This window comes from Rhizobium sp. Root1204 (assembly GCF_001424965.1).
Taxonomy (GTDB): Bacteria; Pseudomonadota; Alphaproteobacteria; order Rhizobiales; family Rhizobiaceae; genus Pararhizobium.
In genome coordinates this window covers 11,861-27,125 of the sequence record NZ_LMCZ01000001.1, presented here as the reverse complement: position 1 = coordinate 27,125, position 15,265 = coordinate 11,861, and the positions used below count along the sequence as shown (strand labels likewise).

Here is a 15,265-nt window from a genome sequence, read left to right as displayed (position 1 = left end):
AAATCGTTTCGCTGGCGGCGCGGGTAACACTCGCGCCGCTGTCCTTTTCCAGGAGATGAAACGGCAATGTTGAATTACACCTTTCATTGGAACCAGGCATTCAAAGCGCTGCCGCAGATGCTGGACGGCGCTCTCGTCACGCTGCAGATCGCGCTCCTGTCGATGGTTATCGGGCTGGCACTTGCCTTGACCCTGACCGCGTTTCGCCTTTCAGGCAATCGCATCCTCAGCGGATTTGCGACCACCTGGGTCGAGATCGCGCGCAACACGCCCGCACTGTTCCAGATTTACATGGCCCATTTCGGCCTCGGCAATTTCGGCATCCATCTCAGCCCCTACACGGCACTTCTGGTCGGCATCGCGTTTAACAACGCGGGTTATTTGGCGGAAAATTTTCGCGGTGCGCTGAAAGCTATCCCAGACACCCAGACCCGCGCAGGCCGTTCCCTTGGTATGACGCCGGTTCAGGCCTTCCGGCTGATCGTCCTGCCGCAGATGTTGCGTATCGCCTTCCTGCCGGTCACCAACCAGATGGTCTGGGCAATCCTGATGACATCGCTGGGTGTCACCGTCGGCATGAACACCGATCTGGCTGGTATCACGCAGGAACTCAACGCGCGATCCTTCCGCACCTTCGAATTCTTCGCTCTTGCCGCGGTGATCTATTACATCATCGCCAAGCTTGTGACACTTGCCGCGCGCCTGCTTGCCGCGCGCATGTTCCGCTACTGAGAGAGGTGAGAGATGTTTGATACCACCCTCAGCTGGAATGACCTCGCCTTTCTGGCGCAAGGCGCGGCGATGACCCTTGCGGTCACCGCAGTGTCCGTGACCGCCGGTACCGTGCTCGGAATCATCTTCGGTGTTCTTCGTGTCCAGTTGGGTGCCGTCTGGGCCGCACCGCTGACATTCGTGCTGGATGTCTTCCGCTCGGTGCCGCTGTTGATCCAGCTCGTGCTTGGCAACGCGATCCAGGCCATTGCCAAGCTTGGCTGGGCGCCCTTCACCACATCCTGCGTGGTCCTGTCGCTCTATACGGCGGCCTATTGTTCGGAAATCATCCGCGGCGGCATTGAAGCCGTCCCGGCAACGACCCGCCGCGCGGCCCGTTCGCTCGGCATGACCTGGTGGCAGGACATGCGCTATATCGTGGCGCCTCTTGCCACCCGCGTTTCGCTTCCCGCGTGGATCGGCCTGACGCTCGGTGTCATGAAGGATTCTGCTCTGGTTCTCTGGCTTGGCCTTATCGAGCTTCTGCGCGCGTCGCAGATTCTGGTTACCCGCCTGCAGGAGCCGCTGTTCATCCTTCTGATCTGCGGCGTAATCTACTTCGTCATCAGCTTCCCCATCGCCCGGTTTGGCGGGTATCTCGAAAAACGGTGGTCCCCCAATGATTGAAATTAAAGACGTTCGCAAATCCTTCAGCACATTGGAGGTTTTGAAGGGGATTAACCTCACCGTGAACAAGGGCGAGGTTGTCACCATCATCGGCGGCTCCGGATCGGGCAAGTCGACGCTTCTGACCTGCATCAACGGCCTCGAGCCGATCAATGCCGGGCAGATCACCATCGATGGCACGGTTGTTCATGCTAAGGATACCGATCTCAACAAGCTGCGCCGCAAGGTCGGCATCGTCTTCCAGCAATGGAATGCTTTCCCGCACCTGACGGTGCTTGAAAACGTCATGCTGGCGCCGCGCAAGGTGCTCGGCCTTTCCAAGGAAAAGGCCGAAGAGATCGCGGTGAAGCAGCTGACCCATGTCGGCCTGCGCGAAAAGCTGACAGTCTATCCGAGCCGCATGTCGGGCGGCCAGCAGCAGCGCATGGCGATTGCCCGCGCACTGGCCATGTCGCCGGAATACATGCTGTTCGACGAAGTCACCTCGGCGCTCGACCCGATGCTGGTCGGCGAAGTCCTCGACACGCTGAAAATGCTTGCCGAAGAGGGCATGACGATGATCTGCGTCACCCATGAGATGGCCTTCGCCCGCGATGTTTCTGACCGGGTCGCCTTCTTTCATCAGGGGGTCATGGCGGAAATCGGCACGCCGGATCAGCTCTTCGGGGCGCCACAGCATCCCGATACTCAGGCGTTCCTGGCGAGCGTCCGCTAATGGCGCATCCAGACGTCATTGTTATCGGCGCCGGAGTGGTCGGGCTCTCGGCGGCGATTGCCGCCCAGGCACGCGGGATGACGGTTACGGTGCTGGACCGTGAAGGTCCGGCAGCCGGCGCCTCCGCCGGCAATGCCGGCGCCTTTGCCTTTACGGATATCCTGCCGCTTGCGTCGCCGGGAATCCTGAAAAAGGCACCGAAATGGCTGCTGGATCCACTTGGCCCGTTGTCCGTTCCACCGGCTTACGCGTTCAAGATTGCCCCATGGATGTTCCGCTTCTGGCGGGCGTGTTCGCCTGCGCAGGTGGAAAAGTCCACGACAGTGCAGACGGCATTGATGGACCTCTCGAGGGCCGAGCTTGAGCCTTTCCTGCAGCGCACCGGCACTTTGCCCATGCTGCGCAAGGACGGCAATCTGCAGGTCTACGAAAGTCAGGCGGAGCTGAATGCCTCGCTGCCCGGATGGAAAGTCCGTGAAGCACACGGTATCGAATTCTACCATGTCGACGCATCCCGCATGGCCGATATCCAGCCGGGGCTCGATGCGCGCTTTACCCACGGAACCTTCACACCTGGCTGGTTTTCGATTGCCGATCCCAAACTCTACACGCTTGCGCTGGCAGATTATTTCCGCGGCCAGGGTGGGGTGTTGGAGCGCGCCAATGTGACCGCGCTGCGGCCGGTCGAGGATGGTGTCGAGATCATCGCCGAAGGCGGTGAAATTCGCCGTGGATCGCAGGTCGTGCTGTCGGCAGGTGCCTTTTCCCACCGTATTGCCCGTAGCCTTGATGAGCGCATTCCGCTGGAAACCGAACGTGGCTACAACACCACGCTGCACGCCGATGCGTTCGATCTACGGACTCAGGTTACTTTTGGTGGTCACGGCTTTGTCGTCACGCGCCTGTCCACCGGCATCCGTGTCGGCGGCGCCGTCGAACTGGGTGGCTTGGAACTGCCGCCGAATTTCCGCCGTTCGGAAGCCATGCTGAAGAAGGCCAAGGATTTCCTGCCCGGCCTGAAGACTGAGGGCGGCAAACAGTGGTTCGGATTCCGTCCTTCGCTGCCCGACAGCCTGCCCGCCATCGGCCGCGCCCGGTCAACGCCCCGGGTCATCCACGCCTTCGGGCACGGTCATCTCGGCCTGACGCAATCGGCAGGCACCGCCCGTTTGGTCGCCGATCTTTTGACTGGTAAGACACCAGCCATCGACATTACATCCCTTTCGCCTCAACGCTTCTGATAAGGTCTTTCACCATGGCCACGTATACCTTTTCCTGCCTCGACGGTCATACTTGCGGAAACCCCGTCCGCCTCGTTTCCGGCGGTGGCCCGCGCCTTGAGGGCGCCAATATGCTGGAGAAGCGCGCCCACTTCCTGCGCGAATTCGACTGGATCCGCACGGGCCTGATGTTCGAACCGCGCGGCCATGACATGATGTCGGGATCGATCCTTTATCCGCCAACCCGTCCGGACTGCGACGTCGCGGTTCTGTTCATCGAGACATCCGGTTGCCTGCCGATGTGCGGCCACGGCACGATCGGCACTATCACCATGGCGATCGAGAACGGCCTGATCATGCCGCGCGAACCCGGCAAGCTGTCAATCGATGCGCCGGCCGGCAAGGTCGATATCACCTATCGCCAGGAAGGCCGCTTCGTCGAGGAAGTCCGCCTGACCAACGTTCCCGGCTTCCTCTATGCCGAAGGCCTGACGGCCGAGGTCGAAGGTCTGGGCGAAATCGTCGTCGACGTTGCCTATGGCGGCAACTTCTACGCCATCGTCGAGCCGCAGAAGAATTTCCGCGATATGGCCGATCATACGGCGGGCGGACTCATTGGCTGGAGCCCCAAGCTGCGCGCCGCGCTGAACGAAAAATACGAGTTCGTTCATCCCGAACATCCCGAAATCCGTGGCTTGAGCCACATCCAGTGGACCGGCAAGCCGACGGATGCAACCGCCCATGCCCGCAACGCCGTGTTCTACGGCGACAAGGCCATCGACCGGTCGCCTTGTGGCACCGGTACCTCGGCGCGCATGGCGCAGCTGGCCGCCAAGGGCAAGCTCGCTGTTGGCGACGAATTCATCCACGAGTCGATCATCGGTTCGCTGTTCAAGGGACGGGTCGAAGCGGCAACGAAGGTGGCCGATCGCGATGCGATCATCCCCTCGATCGCAGGCTGGGCCCGGATGACGGGTATCAACACGATCTTCATCGATGACCGCGATCCCTTTGCCCATGGTTTTGTCGTCAAGTGAGTGACCTGATGCACGCGAACAGCATCCTTGCCGGCACCGCTGATGGACCGGTTATCGCCTCATCGGAGCCCCTGAGCTTCTGGGGCGGTGTTTCCCCGGAAACCGGAAGCATTATCGACGTGCATCATCCCCTCCACGGGGTCTGTCTGACCGGCGGCATCCTGATGATGCCGTCGAGCCGTGGGTCCTGCACCGGATCGGGCGTGCTTCTCGATCTGATCCTCACCGGCCGGGCGCCAGCGGCTTTGGTATTCAGCGAAGCCGAGGACGTGCTGACACTGGGTGCGCTGATTGCCGCTGAAATGTTCGGCAAGCCGCTTCCTGTGTTGCGCCTCGCGCCTGAGAGTTTTGCGGCGCTGTCGCGGGCCAAAACCGCACGGATCACTGCCAACTCGATCGAGGCGGATGGCCTGTCGATTCCGGTTTTGCCGCCGCGCCTTGCGACGCTCGATCTCAGCGACAACGACCGTGCAATGTTTGAAGGTGTGCAGGGCCAGGCGATCCAGCAGGCCATGCGGATCATCTGCGCCATGGCTGCCCAGCAGGGCGCACGCTGTCTGACCGACGTGACACAAGGGCATATCGACGGCTGCATCTATGCCAGCCCGGCCAATCTCACTTTTGCCGAACGCATGGCGGATATGGGAGCCAGGGTTTGCGTGCCGACCACCATGAATGCCATCTCGGTCGATCATGCCAACTGGCAGGCGCAAGGTGTGTCCAGTTCCTTTGGCAATCCGGCAGCCCGCCTTGCCGATGCCTATGTCCGCATGGGTTGCCGTCCGACATTTACCTGTTCCCCCTATCTTCTGGACAGCGCGCCGCAGGCGGGTGAGGCGATTGCCTGGGCGGAATCCAACGCGGTGATCTTTGCTAACTCCGTGCTCGGAGCCCGCACGCCAAAACATCCGGATTTCCTCGACCTTTGCATCGCGCTCACCGGCCGTGCGCCACTTTCCGGCGTCTATCTGACGGAAAACCGCAAGGCCCGGACAGTCATTGACGTCGAGCTGCCCGAGAATGTCGATGACGCCTTCTGGCCGCTGATCGGTTATCTCGCCGGCCATGCAGCGCCCGATCGCATCCCGTTGCTGCGCGGTCTCGCCTCGGCACAACCCTCGACAGACGATCTCAAGGCGCTGTGCGCTGCCTTCGGCACGACGTCGGCCGCGCCGATGTTGCATGTCGAGGGCGTAACGCCCGAAGCCGAAGGTGCGGCAGCGCCGGGGGCAAGCCGCAAAACCATCACCCGCGCCGAGATGGCGCAGGCCTGGACACGGCTGAACGCAGGCCCGGAGCAGGTCGAGCTCGTTGCTATCGGTAGCCCGCATGCCTCGCTGAACGAATGCCGGGCGCTGGCTGCAGGGCTCGCCGGGCGCAAGCGCCACCCGGATGTCACCGTCATCGTCACCGCAGGCCGCCAGGTGATCACCGATGCGCGTGAGGACGGCACATTATCACGCCTCGAACAAAGTGGCGTGCGCATCGTGCCGGATCTCTGCTGGTGCTCGATCAGTGAACCTGTTTTCCCGGTGCACACTCGCACGCTCATTACCAACTCCGGCAAATATGCCCATTACGGCCCTGGCCTCAGCAACCGCACCGTCCGCTTCGGCAGTCTGGTCGATTGCGTCGAGGCCGCTGTGAACGGCCGCGTCGCGTCACGGCTTCCCGGTTGGCTTTGATAGCCAATGGACCTTTGGCATGATGGTCGAACGGGAACGGATGCGCCGATTGCCTCGATACCATTGAACCGATAGAAATTCATGAATTTGACGTTGCCAGTCAGCGTTGGATGCGCGGTCGTGAGCCATGTCAGGCCTGCTGGACGGAATCGTTTCCCGTGAGCGGTGGAAGTCGCAGAGCTCGCGTTGGATTGAGCAGTTGCCGGCGTTTCGAGGCCATTATGTCTGCTACCCGGGCAGGCGGCAGAATTCCCCTGCTTTCAAGATGATCATTGATGCATTCCGTTTTTAAGGCAAGATTTTGTAGCCAGCCGGCGGCTTGGCTCGATCCTGTCGGCTGTGCTTTTTTGTGCTGTTTGGCCAAAGGTGCCTCGTCTGCAATCGGCTCGAAACGGTCCGCGATAGAAGCCAGATCGTCCTGCAGTGAGGTGGTAAACAAGTCGGTTCAGGCGGGCCAAGACAAGTTCGCGCAAGTTTCGTTTTCTAGTGTGCCAATCGGGACTGGTAGATTTGCGCGTGATTTGACGAAGCCGCATGTGTCGAATCCATCAGCAACCCGAATGTTTGGATCTGCGCATGTTTACTCCCCAGGCGATGTTGTCTGAACGGAACATGCGCCACTGGGTGCGGAAACAGAATGAATCTGTTGGATCAACTTTCGACGGTCACGAAGAACCTGGCCAGTCTCGGGCAAGGCAAGCTCATCGCGCTGATTTCAGCCGGTGTTGTCGCGGTGGCGATCGTTCTTGCCGCGGGCCTTTACGTCAACAAGCCTTCCTATGAAACGCTGTATGTCGGGCTGGAAAGCAACGATCTCAATCAGGTCAGTGTTGCCCTCGCCGAAGCCAATATCAATTTCGAGGTTGGCTCTGATGGCGCGAGCATTCAGGTTCCGGTCGGCATGACGGGCAAGGCCCGCCTGTACCTGGCCGAACGTGGCCTGCCCAACAGCGCCAATGCCGGTTACGAGCTCTTCGACAACGTCGGTTCCCTCGGTCTCACCTCCTTCATGCAGGAAGTCACCCGCGTCCGCGCCCTTGAAGGTGAAATCGCCCGCACCATCCAGCAGATCTCCGGAATTTCCGCCGCCCGCGTCCACATCGTCATGGCCGACCGCGGCAGCTTCAGAAAAGCCGAACAGAACCCAACGGCTTCGGTGATGATCCGTGCCAGTGCCAACATTGGCCGCAATGCCGCCGCCTCGATCCGCCATCTGGTGGCTTCATCCGTTCCGGGCCTCGGTATTGACGACGTGACGATCCTCGATTCGACCGGCCAGCTCCTGGCATCGGGTGACGATCCTGCCAACAGCGCCATGAATCAGTCGCTTGGCATCATCCAGAATGTCCAGAAGGAAATAGAAAACAATATCGACAAAGCTTTGACGCCTTTCCTCGGCATGGACAATTTCCGCGCCAGCGTCACCGCCAAGCTGAATACCGATACGCAGCAGATCCAGGAAACGGTCTTCGATCCGGAATCGCGCGTCGAGCGCTCGACACGGGTAACCAAGGAACAGCAGAAGTCCAGTCAGCAGCAGGCAGACAATGCGGCGACGGTTCAGCAGAACGTACCGCAAGCCGCTCCGACCGGTGGCGCTACCGGACCTCAGTCGAACGACCAGACCGAGAAGAAGGAAGAGCAGACCAATTACGAGATCAACTCGAAGACCGTCGCCACCGTCAAGAGCAGCTATACACTCGAAAAGCTCTCGGTCGCCGTCGTGGTCAATCGCGGCCGGGTTGCCGCCATGGTCGGCGAGGGTGCCGACCAGGCAAAGATCGACGCCTATATCCAGGACATGCAGAAAATCGTTGCCTCGGCGGTTGGCCTCGACCCGGCGCGCGGTGACATGATCACGCTAACGGCCATGGATTTCGTCAACACGCAGTTGCTCGATGAAGCGGTTGCAGGCCCCGGCATCATGGAGACGTTGACCCGCAATCTCGGCGGCATCATCAACGCGCTTGCCTTCATCCTGGTGGCCTTCCTGGTGGTCTGGATGGGAATGCGCCCGCTGGCTCGCTCGATGGGCCTGACAGGTCCGGGTGTTGCACTCAACGATAACGAACCCGTTGGCCTGGAGTTGCCGGACTTCTCGCCCGCTGCGAACGGCGGCGCCGGAGGAGCGCTAATGGAAGGCTTCGGTTCGGACTTCGGCTTTGACAGCACCGATGACCTGCTCAGCCTCGGCGACGACAGCGAAGGTGGCTTCAACCGGCGCGTAAAGGAAGGCCCGGAACGGCGGCTCGCTCGCATGGTCGAAATCAGTGAAGAGCGCGCCGCCAAGATCCTGCGCAAGTGGGTCGCCGAAAAAGCAGCCTGAGACAGACGCCTTTTTCGTCTCGTATCAAGTACAACGAAAACCCGCCCTTGCCGGCGGGTTTTTCCGTAGAAAAATGCACGGTTCAACTTGAGACGTCAGATGAATGGGAGAGATTTGCCGGGATATGAGCCCGAAGTCGCTCAGGCTATCCGGATTCCTGTCTGCGGCCAGCAACAGGATTTTGCTCTGAAAAAACTAGATGCGGCCCTGTTTTCTGTATTGCCTTCTCACTAAGGGCGGGTTGCAAGAATCGAGTGTTGCTCGAACGATGTAACATGGCGCTCCCGGATTCGTTATATTTAACAAATCGTTAATTTTTCCCTGGGGAAAATCGGGTTTGTCTGCCGTTGTGCGTGGAGCAAGCCAGGTATTGATTCCCAGATTCAGTAATGTTCCGGTTTTAATGAAATATTATTCGGGGGTTATGGCCAGAATTTCTTTAGTTTACGTTTTGTTCTGTAATTTAAACACTCTATTTCGATGATGCAATTTCGCAACAACGCCAGAAACAAATAAAAAAATGAAAACTTGACAAAAGATGAAGATTCAATCGGCGGTGATTTGTTTTGCGATTTTTACACCTGCTCGGAGGTGTTGCGCCGTTTCTCAGGCGAGATTGGATGAGTTTCTGATTGAAGGTTTTTTGAAAATCATAATAATTACATAGATTAAAGAGAATTTTCCTCCGGTTGTTCGCTGAGAGCATTCCTTTTGTCGTTGCCGGAGCGCGAATCGATTCACGGTTCCTCGGAAATGTAAATCCCGATAAGGAGGCAGTAGTTTTTCGCAAGGGGCGATGTACATTTTATGTAGTGATTCGCGTACTGATTCGCTTGTGTCGAAGAATGCGGACGCTTCGATGCTATTGCCGGCGGCGGCGAAGGCGATTTTGAGCACGGACGAATCCATCACGGGGGTTAATGTCATGGATGCTCTACAGACAGAGGTTGCGGCTTGGCCATTGCCAGGGTCGGCGACGCGCGGTGTTGGGCGGGTTCTTTCCAAAGAACAGCTCATTCGCAGGCTTGGCGAATTCGCCGAGCGCGGCAATCTGAGCAAAGGGCTGGCGGCGCTGACGGATTATGTGGGAGCAACCCACTATCTCCTCGCGCGCTATGATTTGTCCCAGGATGACGGTCTGGATTTTGTCGTATGCTCAGACTGGCCGTTCGACGTCGTCAAGCGCCTCGGAAAGGTGATGTCGCAACTCCACTCCAAGACCAATGAGATGGAGAAATGCCTTTCGGTCATGCAGCCGGTGTTCATGGGCCTGCCGGATGACATCGACATCAGCCGTGGGATCAGCCGCGAATATTGCGCCATAACCTTTAATGTCGGCCGCGCGCGGTTATCGCTGATGCTGCTCTTTCCGCAGGACGTCATCCTTTCGCAGGAAAACCTGAGAGATGTCGGTCTGCTGACCGGTTACTTCGCCAGCTTCACGACCGAGCGCGGCGTGCGTTCCGATCGTGATTTCGAGCTGACGGAACGCGAACTCGAATGCCTGTTCTGGATCGCCGAGGGCAAGACCAGCGACGAGATTGCGGTGATCCTCGGTATCTCGCGCAACACGATCAACAACTACATCACCAGCGTTATGCGCAAGACGGCGACGAAGACCCGCTCCGAGGCCATCGCCTATGCCGTTCGCAACAATCTCGTCTAGGAGGCGGCCGTGACCTATTTCCTCCCCCATGCGAGAACGGGCGACGATGCCAAGGCTGGCCGGTTGCAGGCGAGGGCATCCAAGGCGGCGACGCTTGTTGCGCGGTTGCAAGCGATGCAGAAGCAGATCAATGCCAAGAATTTCGCAGTTCTGCGGCTGAATGGAAACGGCCTTCCGGCAACGCGCAAGCTGAGCTGCGTCCTCGACAATTGGGGCGTCGATAGCGAAGCGATGGCGCACGAACTGGTGGCTGCCTATGGTGGCGAGATGCTGGCGCATCTCGATGCGTCGCTTCTGCCGATCCTGTGGAACGGCATGGGCGAGCACCAGACGGCGGAGACGCCGGATTTCGCCCGCTTTACCCAGCGCCTTTCCGCTCGCGTCTTGCCCTATTCCGGGATTGCCTTGCCGGTCAGGCTTGGTGCGCAGGGCAATGGCTATGTGCTCTTCATGGGCAGCTATATCGACGTGTCGAGCGAGGCAATCATCGATCTGCACGGACGCAGCTGCCAGATTATGACCGATCTTCTCGCCGCCGACGAACGGCGCATGCTTCCGTCGGAATCGCTCAGCGACCGCGAAATCGGCTGCCTGCAGATGGCCGGAGACGGTTATATCAGCGAAGAAATCGCCGAGAAGATGGGATTGTCGGTTCACACGGTCAACGCATATCTCGGCGCCGCAACCACCAAGCTGGATTCGGTCAACAGAATCCAGGCGATCGCGAAGGCCATTCGTCTCGGTTATATCAGCTAAAGGGATTTTTCGGCCGTCATGGCCGGGTATCCGAAGATCAGCTCGCAAGAGCGGTCGGATAGGATTTGACGAATTTCGCCGCGTTCAGGCTCTGGGCCAGGAACGCCGTATTCTCGTCCGGATCGGTGGACGGGCTTTGAAAAGCGATATGGTTGATTTCGAGACCGGCTGTGTCCTTGCCCAGGGCAAGTTGTGCATAGACGGTGACGCCATCCGGCTTCAGTTCGAGATCAAGGGTGATCTCTGGCTCCGTGCCCCAGTCCAGGGAATAGTTGCCGCCGATACCGAAGTTGACGGTACCGGGCAGAAAATAGAGTTCTGCGGCCGATGACACCAGGTCCGCCAGGCTCCCATGCGATTCAAAACGCAGCATCGCGATAAAGTCGGCGGCATCGATCAGCCGCAGCTCCGTCGCGACAGGACGAATGGCGTCGGCTACTATTTTCTCGCGTTGTTCCGAATATTCGCATTTTTTCATTGGGATCACGTCATCCGTTTCGGCTGCGTTGCATAGATCCGGTGAATGAGTTCAGCGACTGCCTTGTAAAACACCGGTGGAATCACACTATCCACCGAGACTTGCGCAAACATTGAGCGTGCGAGAGGCGGGTCCTCGAAAACAGGGATGCCGTTTTGCTCGGCGATTTCGCGAATCTTCAGCGCGACGAGGTCCTGCCCCTTGGCAACGACGATCGGCGCATCGCCTTCCTCGCGGACATAACGCAGCGCAACGGCATAGTGCGTCGGGTTTGCGATGACGAGCGTGGCCCGCGGAACCGAGGTAATCATGCGCCTGCGGGCCCTGTCGCGGGCAATCGAGCGAAGCCGCGCACGGATGATCGGGTCACCCTGGGATTGCTTCAGCTCTTCCTTGACCTCCTGCTTAGTCATCATCAGTTCGGTGTACCAATGGTGCCGTGTCCAGAAGAAATCGGCGATGGCGATGACAGCGGTCGAGATCAGGATGACGATCATGATTTTGTTGAAGTCCTTCGACATCGTCGAAAAGATCGTCAACGGGTCCGAGAACATCGAATCGAGCGTGGCGTAGTAGTCGTTCCAGAGTGTCAGGACGATGATCAGCGAGACGACGGCCACCTTGGCAAAGGCCTTGGCGAATTCGACGATGCCCTGAATCCCGTAGATCCGCTTGAATCCGCCAATCGGAGAAATCCGGTTCATCTTGGGTGCGACGCGATCAAGAACCGGGCTCGGCAGGTTTTGCAAAATGGAAGAACCGATCCCGAACACGATCAGAAGCACGAAAAAGGGGATCAGCAAGGTGCCTGCCTTCGCGAAGAGGTGCATGATCAATGCAACCACATCGTTCGATGTGTTGAGACGCCAGGCTTCCGGTTGCTCGAAAATATCCTTCAGCGATTCCGCGACCGTGGCGAAGCCCTGCGGCAGGAAGAAAACGACAAAGATGTAGATGGCGACGACGGAGGCGAACATGGTGACCTCGCGCGAGAACGGGGTGTTCCCTTTCTCCATCGCGTCGGTGATTTTTTTCTCGGTCGGCGATTCTGTTTTACTGTCTTTGTCCTGATCGTCCGACATCGGATGAAGACCTCTTGCATGGGGATGCAGCAGTGTTTGCTGTCAAAGCTGTTGTGAGCCGGGGCAGGAGGGCATGCAAGGAAGATATGCGCGGGAAACCAATGCTTCACAGAAAGTAGACGGACACGGGCAGGCGCCCAGCAAAAAGCCCTCCAACCGCGCTTGGTTGAAGGGCTCCAGATATCCGTCCGGCGGTGAAGCGGCCGGTCAGGCGGCCACGGCTTCCTTTTCCTTCAGTTCGATCTGGCCGCTGGCTGCCAGGCGAATGGCTTCCTGGGTGATCGAGCGGCGGGCAATGGCGATATCGCGCGGGTTGATGCCGACGTCGCCGGCCGCTAGATCCGATTCGATCATGCGGCGCTGACGCGCACCAATCGAGGCGAGGACCGATTCGCGCAGTTCCATGCCGGAGCCGCGCAGGGCCATGGTGATGATGTCGCCCGATACGTCGTTGAACAGCTGGACGCGGCTGCGCTGCGGCATATAGAGAACGTCGTCGAACAGGAAGATCTTCGGACGAACCTTCTTGACCGATTCGGTGCTGATCGATTCCAGCGAGGCAAGCAGCGTATCGACCTGGGTCTTTTCCAGCTCGTTCATGACCTCGGCAATCTTGATCGACCCGATCGAGTTCTTTTCGGCGTCCATCTCGCGCATCATCTCGACCACGCGAGCCTCGATGATCTGGGCAGCCTTGGGGCTGACGCTCTTCATGTTGACGGCACGGTTGATGATGTCGGCACGGCCGCTCTCCGGCAGCTGCAGCAGGACCTTTGCGCCGAAGGTCGATGGCATCATCGACAGGACATAGGCGATGGTCTGCGCATGTTCCTTGCCCAGGCTCTGGGCGACGAAGGCCGGGTCGGAATCCTGCAGGCGGTCCCAGATATTGGCTTCATAGGCGGCAAATGCCGTGCGGCGGCCAAGCAGGCCGTCAACTTCGTCCGGTGACAGGCCTTCTTCGAGAATGCCTTCGATGGCCTTGGCATTGTCCATCAGGCCGGCACCTTCGGTGAACAGGTCCTCGAACTCGTTCACCAGGATCTCCAGTTCATGGGGCGGGATCGAGCGGAGCGACTGCGCGGAAGCGATGATGCCCTGCAATTCGCTCTGCGTGAAGAATTTCAACAACTTACCGGCAATGGGCTTGCCCATTGCAAGCAGAACCGCAGCGGCCTTGTCCATTTGGGTGAGTGGCCTTGTGGGCGCTGAAGCCTCGAAATTGTCGAAATCCATCATGGATTGATCCTCATGACCCTAACCGGGTTCAAACTTTACTGGTACCCTTGATTTCGATGAGCTTTACACCGAAACGCGTTTCGTCTTCATCGAGAACCGTGATTTCGCCGCGGCCGATGACCCGGCCATTGACAACGATTTCCACCGGTTCCCCGATCCTGCGGTCGAGTGCGATCGTCGCACCTTCCGTCAGGTTCATCAGGCCGGAGACCTGCATGCGGCTGGTGCCGAGAACAATCTGGACATCGATCGGGATATCCATGATCAGGTCGAGATTGGCCGTCATGCCGCTGCCGGGTTCGCCAGCGGGCTGGTCTTCGAACGTGCCGCCGCCGAATGTGGTTTCGCCGAACGAGCCGGCGTCGAAGCTTGGAGCGGCCGAAGTCTGGGTCAGGTCGGCGAAGCTGTTGCTGGCGCCGAAATCGCCGCCGAAGCTGCTGAGATCAGTTTCGGCCGAAAATGTGCTGCCGAAATCCGATGTCTCGCCAACCGTCGAGGTGGTTGCGAAATCCATGCCGAAATCCGAGGCCGGCGTGGTGCCGGTGGCATCGCTTTGCAGGACGCCACGCAGATCGTCGATGGCCTGATCGAGCTCGGCATCGCCGCCGCTCAGGATCGCCTGGTCTTCTATTGGTGCTTTCTTCGGTGCCATGTGCAAACTATTCCAGTTGAAACTTGCCCCAACCATGTTGCCGGGTAAGGCAGGGGGTTTTTAACTCATCAGGTGGTGGAGAATGTCGCTCTCCGAACCGTGGGTATCCTTGATCCGCACCGTGTATTTTGTGCCAGCGCGCCCGAATTCGCAGATATAGAGATCGCGGCCGTTGGCGTTGATCTCGACGCGCACATCCTTGGCATCTTGGAACGGAATGACGTCGCCGGGCTGAAGGCGGCTGATTGTATCCAGCGTCAGGCTCTGCAGCTTGATGCGCGCTTCCAGGCTTACCGTCGAACGGCGAACCTGCTGTTCAAGCTGTTCGCCCCAGGCGCCCTTGGCCTTGCGACCCTGACCAACACCTTTTGGGAAGACAACGGCCGTTTTCAACAGGGTCTGCTGCGGCACGATGATCGAGAAGGTCGAAAGAACGGGCCCAAGGCCCATCGTCACGTTGATGCAGGCGGCGTAGACATCGGCGACGTCTGGATCCGGAGCCGGCCGCTGGCTGGCATTGTAAGGGCGTCCGACGACGGGTTCGAAGCTGCCGGCAACCGCGACTGCCGATTTCAGCACATCGGCGACCTTTTCGAAGATCATCGTCGCAACATCGAGCTCGATGTTCGATAGCGACCTGGGCTTCGGTTCCTCGATGGCATTTGCCGGCGCGCCGAGCAGGATTTCCATCAGTGTAATGATGACCGGGCTATCGCAGCTGATGACGAAATCGGGGCACCAGTTACGCAACGAGGTGTCGCACAATGCAACGCCATTGCCGAGATTGGCGATCAGCTCGCTCTTCAGGCCCATATCGAAGCCAGCATAGCCGATCTCGATGTCGAGACCGGTCTCGTTGTGGAAAATATCGGGCAGGAACTCGGCAAAGACGTGGCCGAGATCGCTGCACAGTTTACTGATCGTCTTGGTATCGCCGAGCGCACCGGTCATCCGGGCGAGCAGTTTGCGGTCGAAGGTATAGACGTTGTTCTGGGTCGCTGAGGTCATCGG

15 protein-coding genes are annotated in these 15,265 nt (G+C 58.9%); 9 read left to right on the top strand and 6 right to left on the bottom strand.

The features are described from left to right. Nucleotides 1-66 precede the first annotated feature (66 nt). Genes ASC96_RS00155 through ASC96_RS00130 form a run of 6 tightly spaced genes read left to right on the top strand, consistent with a single transcriptional unit; the run spans nt 67 to nt 6,055 of the window. Entirely contained in the window at nt 67-732 is a 666-nt protein-coding gene (locus tag ASC96_RS00155; RefSeq protein WP_037109417.1) for an amino acid ABC transporter permease, read from the top strand. A 12-nt stretch (nt 733-744) separates the two neighbouring features. Next, a complete protein-coding gene (locus ASC96_RS00150; RefSeq protein WP_060500229.1) occupies nt 745-1,398 on the top strand; it encodes an amino acid ABC transporter permease in 654 nt (217 codons plus the stop codon). Further along, nucleotides 1,391-2,113, top strand: coding sequence for an amino acid ABC transporter ATP-binding protein (locus tag ASC96_RS00145; protein ID WP_060500227.1), 723 nt, complete (start codon nt 1,391-1,393; stop codon nt 2,111-2,113). The genes ASC96_RS00150 and ASC96_RS00145 overlap by 8 nt, the downstream gene beginning before the upstream one ends. Continuing rightward, nucleotides 2,113-3,354, top strand: coding sequence for an FAD-binding oxidoreductase (locus ASC96_RS00140; RefSeq protein ID WP_060500225.1), 1,242 nt, complete (start codon nt 2,113-2,115; stop codon nt 3,352-3,354). Before ASC96_RS00145 ends, ASC96_RS00140 begins: the two co-directional genes overlap by 1 nt. 14 nt (nt 3,355-3,368) lie before the next feature. Further along, the gene (locus ASC96_RS00135; RefSeq protein ID WP_060500223.1) at nt 3,369-4,370 is read left to right on the top strand and encodes a 4-hydroxyproline epimerase; all 1,002 of its coding nucleotides are present in this window, start codon (nt 3,369-3,371) and stop codon (nt 4,368-4,370) included. Further along, nucleotides 4,367-6,055 (top strand): aconitase X, encoded by a 1,689-nt coding sequence (locus ASC96_RS00130; RefSeq protein WP_060500221.1) that lies wholly within the window; start codon nt 4,367-4,369, stop codon nt 6,053-6,055. Before ASC96_RS00135 ends, ASC96_RS00130 begins: the two co-directional genes overlap by 4 nt. Before the next feature lie 130 nt (nt 6,056-6,185). Here ASC96_RS00130 and ASC96_RS00125 read toward each other — a convergent pair whose 3' ends face one another. Next, nucleotides 6,186-6,494, bottom strand: a complete 309-nt coding sequence (locus ASC96_RS00125) for a hypothetical protein (protein ID WP_060500219.1) — start codon at nt 6,492-6,494, stop codon at nt 6,186-6,188. A 198-nt stretch (nt 6,495-6,692) separates the two neighbouring features. Between ASC96_RS00125 and fliF the strand changes: the two genes are divergently transcribed. From fliF to ASC96_RS00110, 3 genes are all read left to right on the top strand, one after another. Then, the gene (fliF, locus tag ASC96_RS00120) at nt 6,693-8,381 is read left to right on the top strand and encodes a flagellar basal-body MS-ring/collar protein FliF (RefSeq protein WP_060500216.1); all 1,689 of its coding nucleotides are present in this window, start codon (nt 6,693-6,695) and stop codon (nt 8,379-8,381) included. A gap of 925 nt (nt 8,382-9,306) precedes the next feature. Then, a complete protein-coding gene (locus ASC96_RS00115; protein ID WP_060501318.1) occupies nt 9,307-10,047 on the top strand; it encodes a helix-turn-helix transcriptional regulator in 741 nt (246 codons plus the stop codon). Between the two features lie 9 nt (nt 10,048-10,056). Next, nucleotides 10,057-10,803, top strand: coding sequence for a helix-turn-helix transcriptional regulator (locus ASC96_RS00110; RefSeq protein ID WP_244481777.1), 747 nt, complete (start codon nt 10,057-10,059; stop codon nt 10,801-10,803). Nucleotides 10,804-10,840: 37 nt separating this feature from the next. On the opposite strand, the gene ASC96_RS00105 is transcribed toward ASC96_RS00110, so the two are convergent. From ASC96_RS00105 to ASC96_RS00085, 5 genes are all read right to left on the bottom strand, one after another. Next, nucleotides 10,841-11,281, bottom strand: a complete 441-nt coding sequence (locus ASC96_RS00105; RefSeq protein ID WP_060500214.1) for a hypothetical protein — start codon at nt 11,279-11,281, stop codon at nt 10,841-10,843. Nucleotides 11,282-11,286: 5 nt separating this feature from the next. After that, nucleotides 11,287-12,363, bottom strand: coding sequence for a flagellar biosynthesis protein FlhB (flhB, locus tag ASC96_RS00100; RefSeq protein ID WP_060500212.1), 1,077 nt, complete (start codon nt 12,361-12,363; stop codon nt 11,287-11,289). A gap of 207 nt (nt 12,364-12,570) precedes the next feature. Further along, nucleotides 12,571-13,602, bottom strand: a complete 1,032-nt coding sequence (fliG, locus tag ASC96_RS00095) for a flagellar motor switch protein FliG (protein WP_060500211.1) — start codon at nt 13,600-13,602, stop codon at nt 12,571-12,573. Between the two features lie 28 nt (nt 13,603-13,630). Further along, nucleotides 13,631-14,254, bottom strand: a complete 624-nt coding sequence (gene fliN, locus ASC96_RS00090) for a flagellar motor switch protein FliN (protein ID WP_060500208.1) — start codon at nt 14,252-14,254, stop codon at nt 13,631-13,633. Nucleotides 14,255-14,314: 60 nt separating this feature from the next. Further along, the gene (locus ASC96_RS00085; protein ID WP_060501314.1) at nt 14,315-15,262 is read right to left on the bottom strand and encodes a FliM/FliN family flagellar motor switch protein; all 948 of its coding nucleotides are present in this window, start codon (nt 15,260-15,262) and stop codon (nt 14,315-14,317) included. Nucleotides 15,263-15,265 lie beyond the last annotated feature (3 nt).

Excerpts from the sequence above, each read along its gene's own strand:
- ASC96_RS00115 (WP_060501318.1), top strand. The coding sequence starts at position 9,307 with ATGGATGCTCTACAGACAGAGGTTGCGGCTTGGCCATTGCCAGGGTCG.
- ASC96_RS00140 (WP_060500225.1), top strand. The coding sequence starts at position 2,113 with ATGGCGCATCCAGACGTCATTGTTATCGGCGCCGGAGTGGTCGGGCTC.
- fliN (WP_060500208.1), bottom strand. The coding sequence starts at position 14,254 with ATGGCACCGAAGAAAGCACCAATAGAAGACCAGGCGATCCTGAGCGGC.
- ASC96_RS00155 (WP_037109417.1), top strand. The coding sequence starts at position 67 with ATGTTGAATTACACCTTTCATTGGAACCAGGCATTCAAAGCGCTGCCG.
- ASC96_RS00085 (WP_060501314.1), bottom strand. The coding sequence starts at position 15,262 with ATGACCTCAGCGACCCAGAACAACGTCTATACCTTCGACCGCAAACTG.
- ASC96_RS00135 (WP_060500223.1), top strand. The coding sequence starts at position 3,369 with ATGGCCACGTATACCTTTTCCTGCCTCGACGGTCATACTTGCGGAAAC.
- fliF (WP_060500216.1), top strand. The coding sequence starts at position 6,693 with ATGAATCTGTTGGATCAACTTTCGACGGTCACGAAGAACCTGGCCAGT.
- fliG (WP_060500211.1), bottom strand. The coding sequence starts at position 13,602 with ATGATGGATTTCGACAATTTCGAGGCTTCAGCGCCCACAAGGCCACTC.
- flhB (WP_060500212.1), bottom strand. The coding sequence starts at position 12,363 with ATGTCGGACGATCAGGACAAAGACAGTAAAACAGAATCGCCGACCGAG.
- ASC96_RS00145 (WP_060500227.1), top strand. The coding sequence starts at position 1,391 with ATGATTGAAATTAAAGACGTTCGCAAATCCTTCAGCACATTGGAGGTT.
- ASC96_RS00150 (WP_060500229.1), top strand. The coding sequence starts at position 745 with ATGTTTGATACCACCCTCAGCTGGAATGACCTCGCCTTTCTGGCGCAA.
- ASC96_RS00105 (WP_060500214.1), bottom strand. The coding sequence starts at position 11,281 with ATGAAAAAATGCGAATATTCGGAACAACGCGAGAAAATAGTAGCCGAC.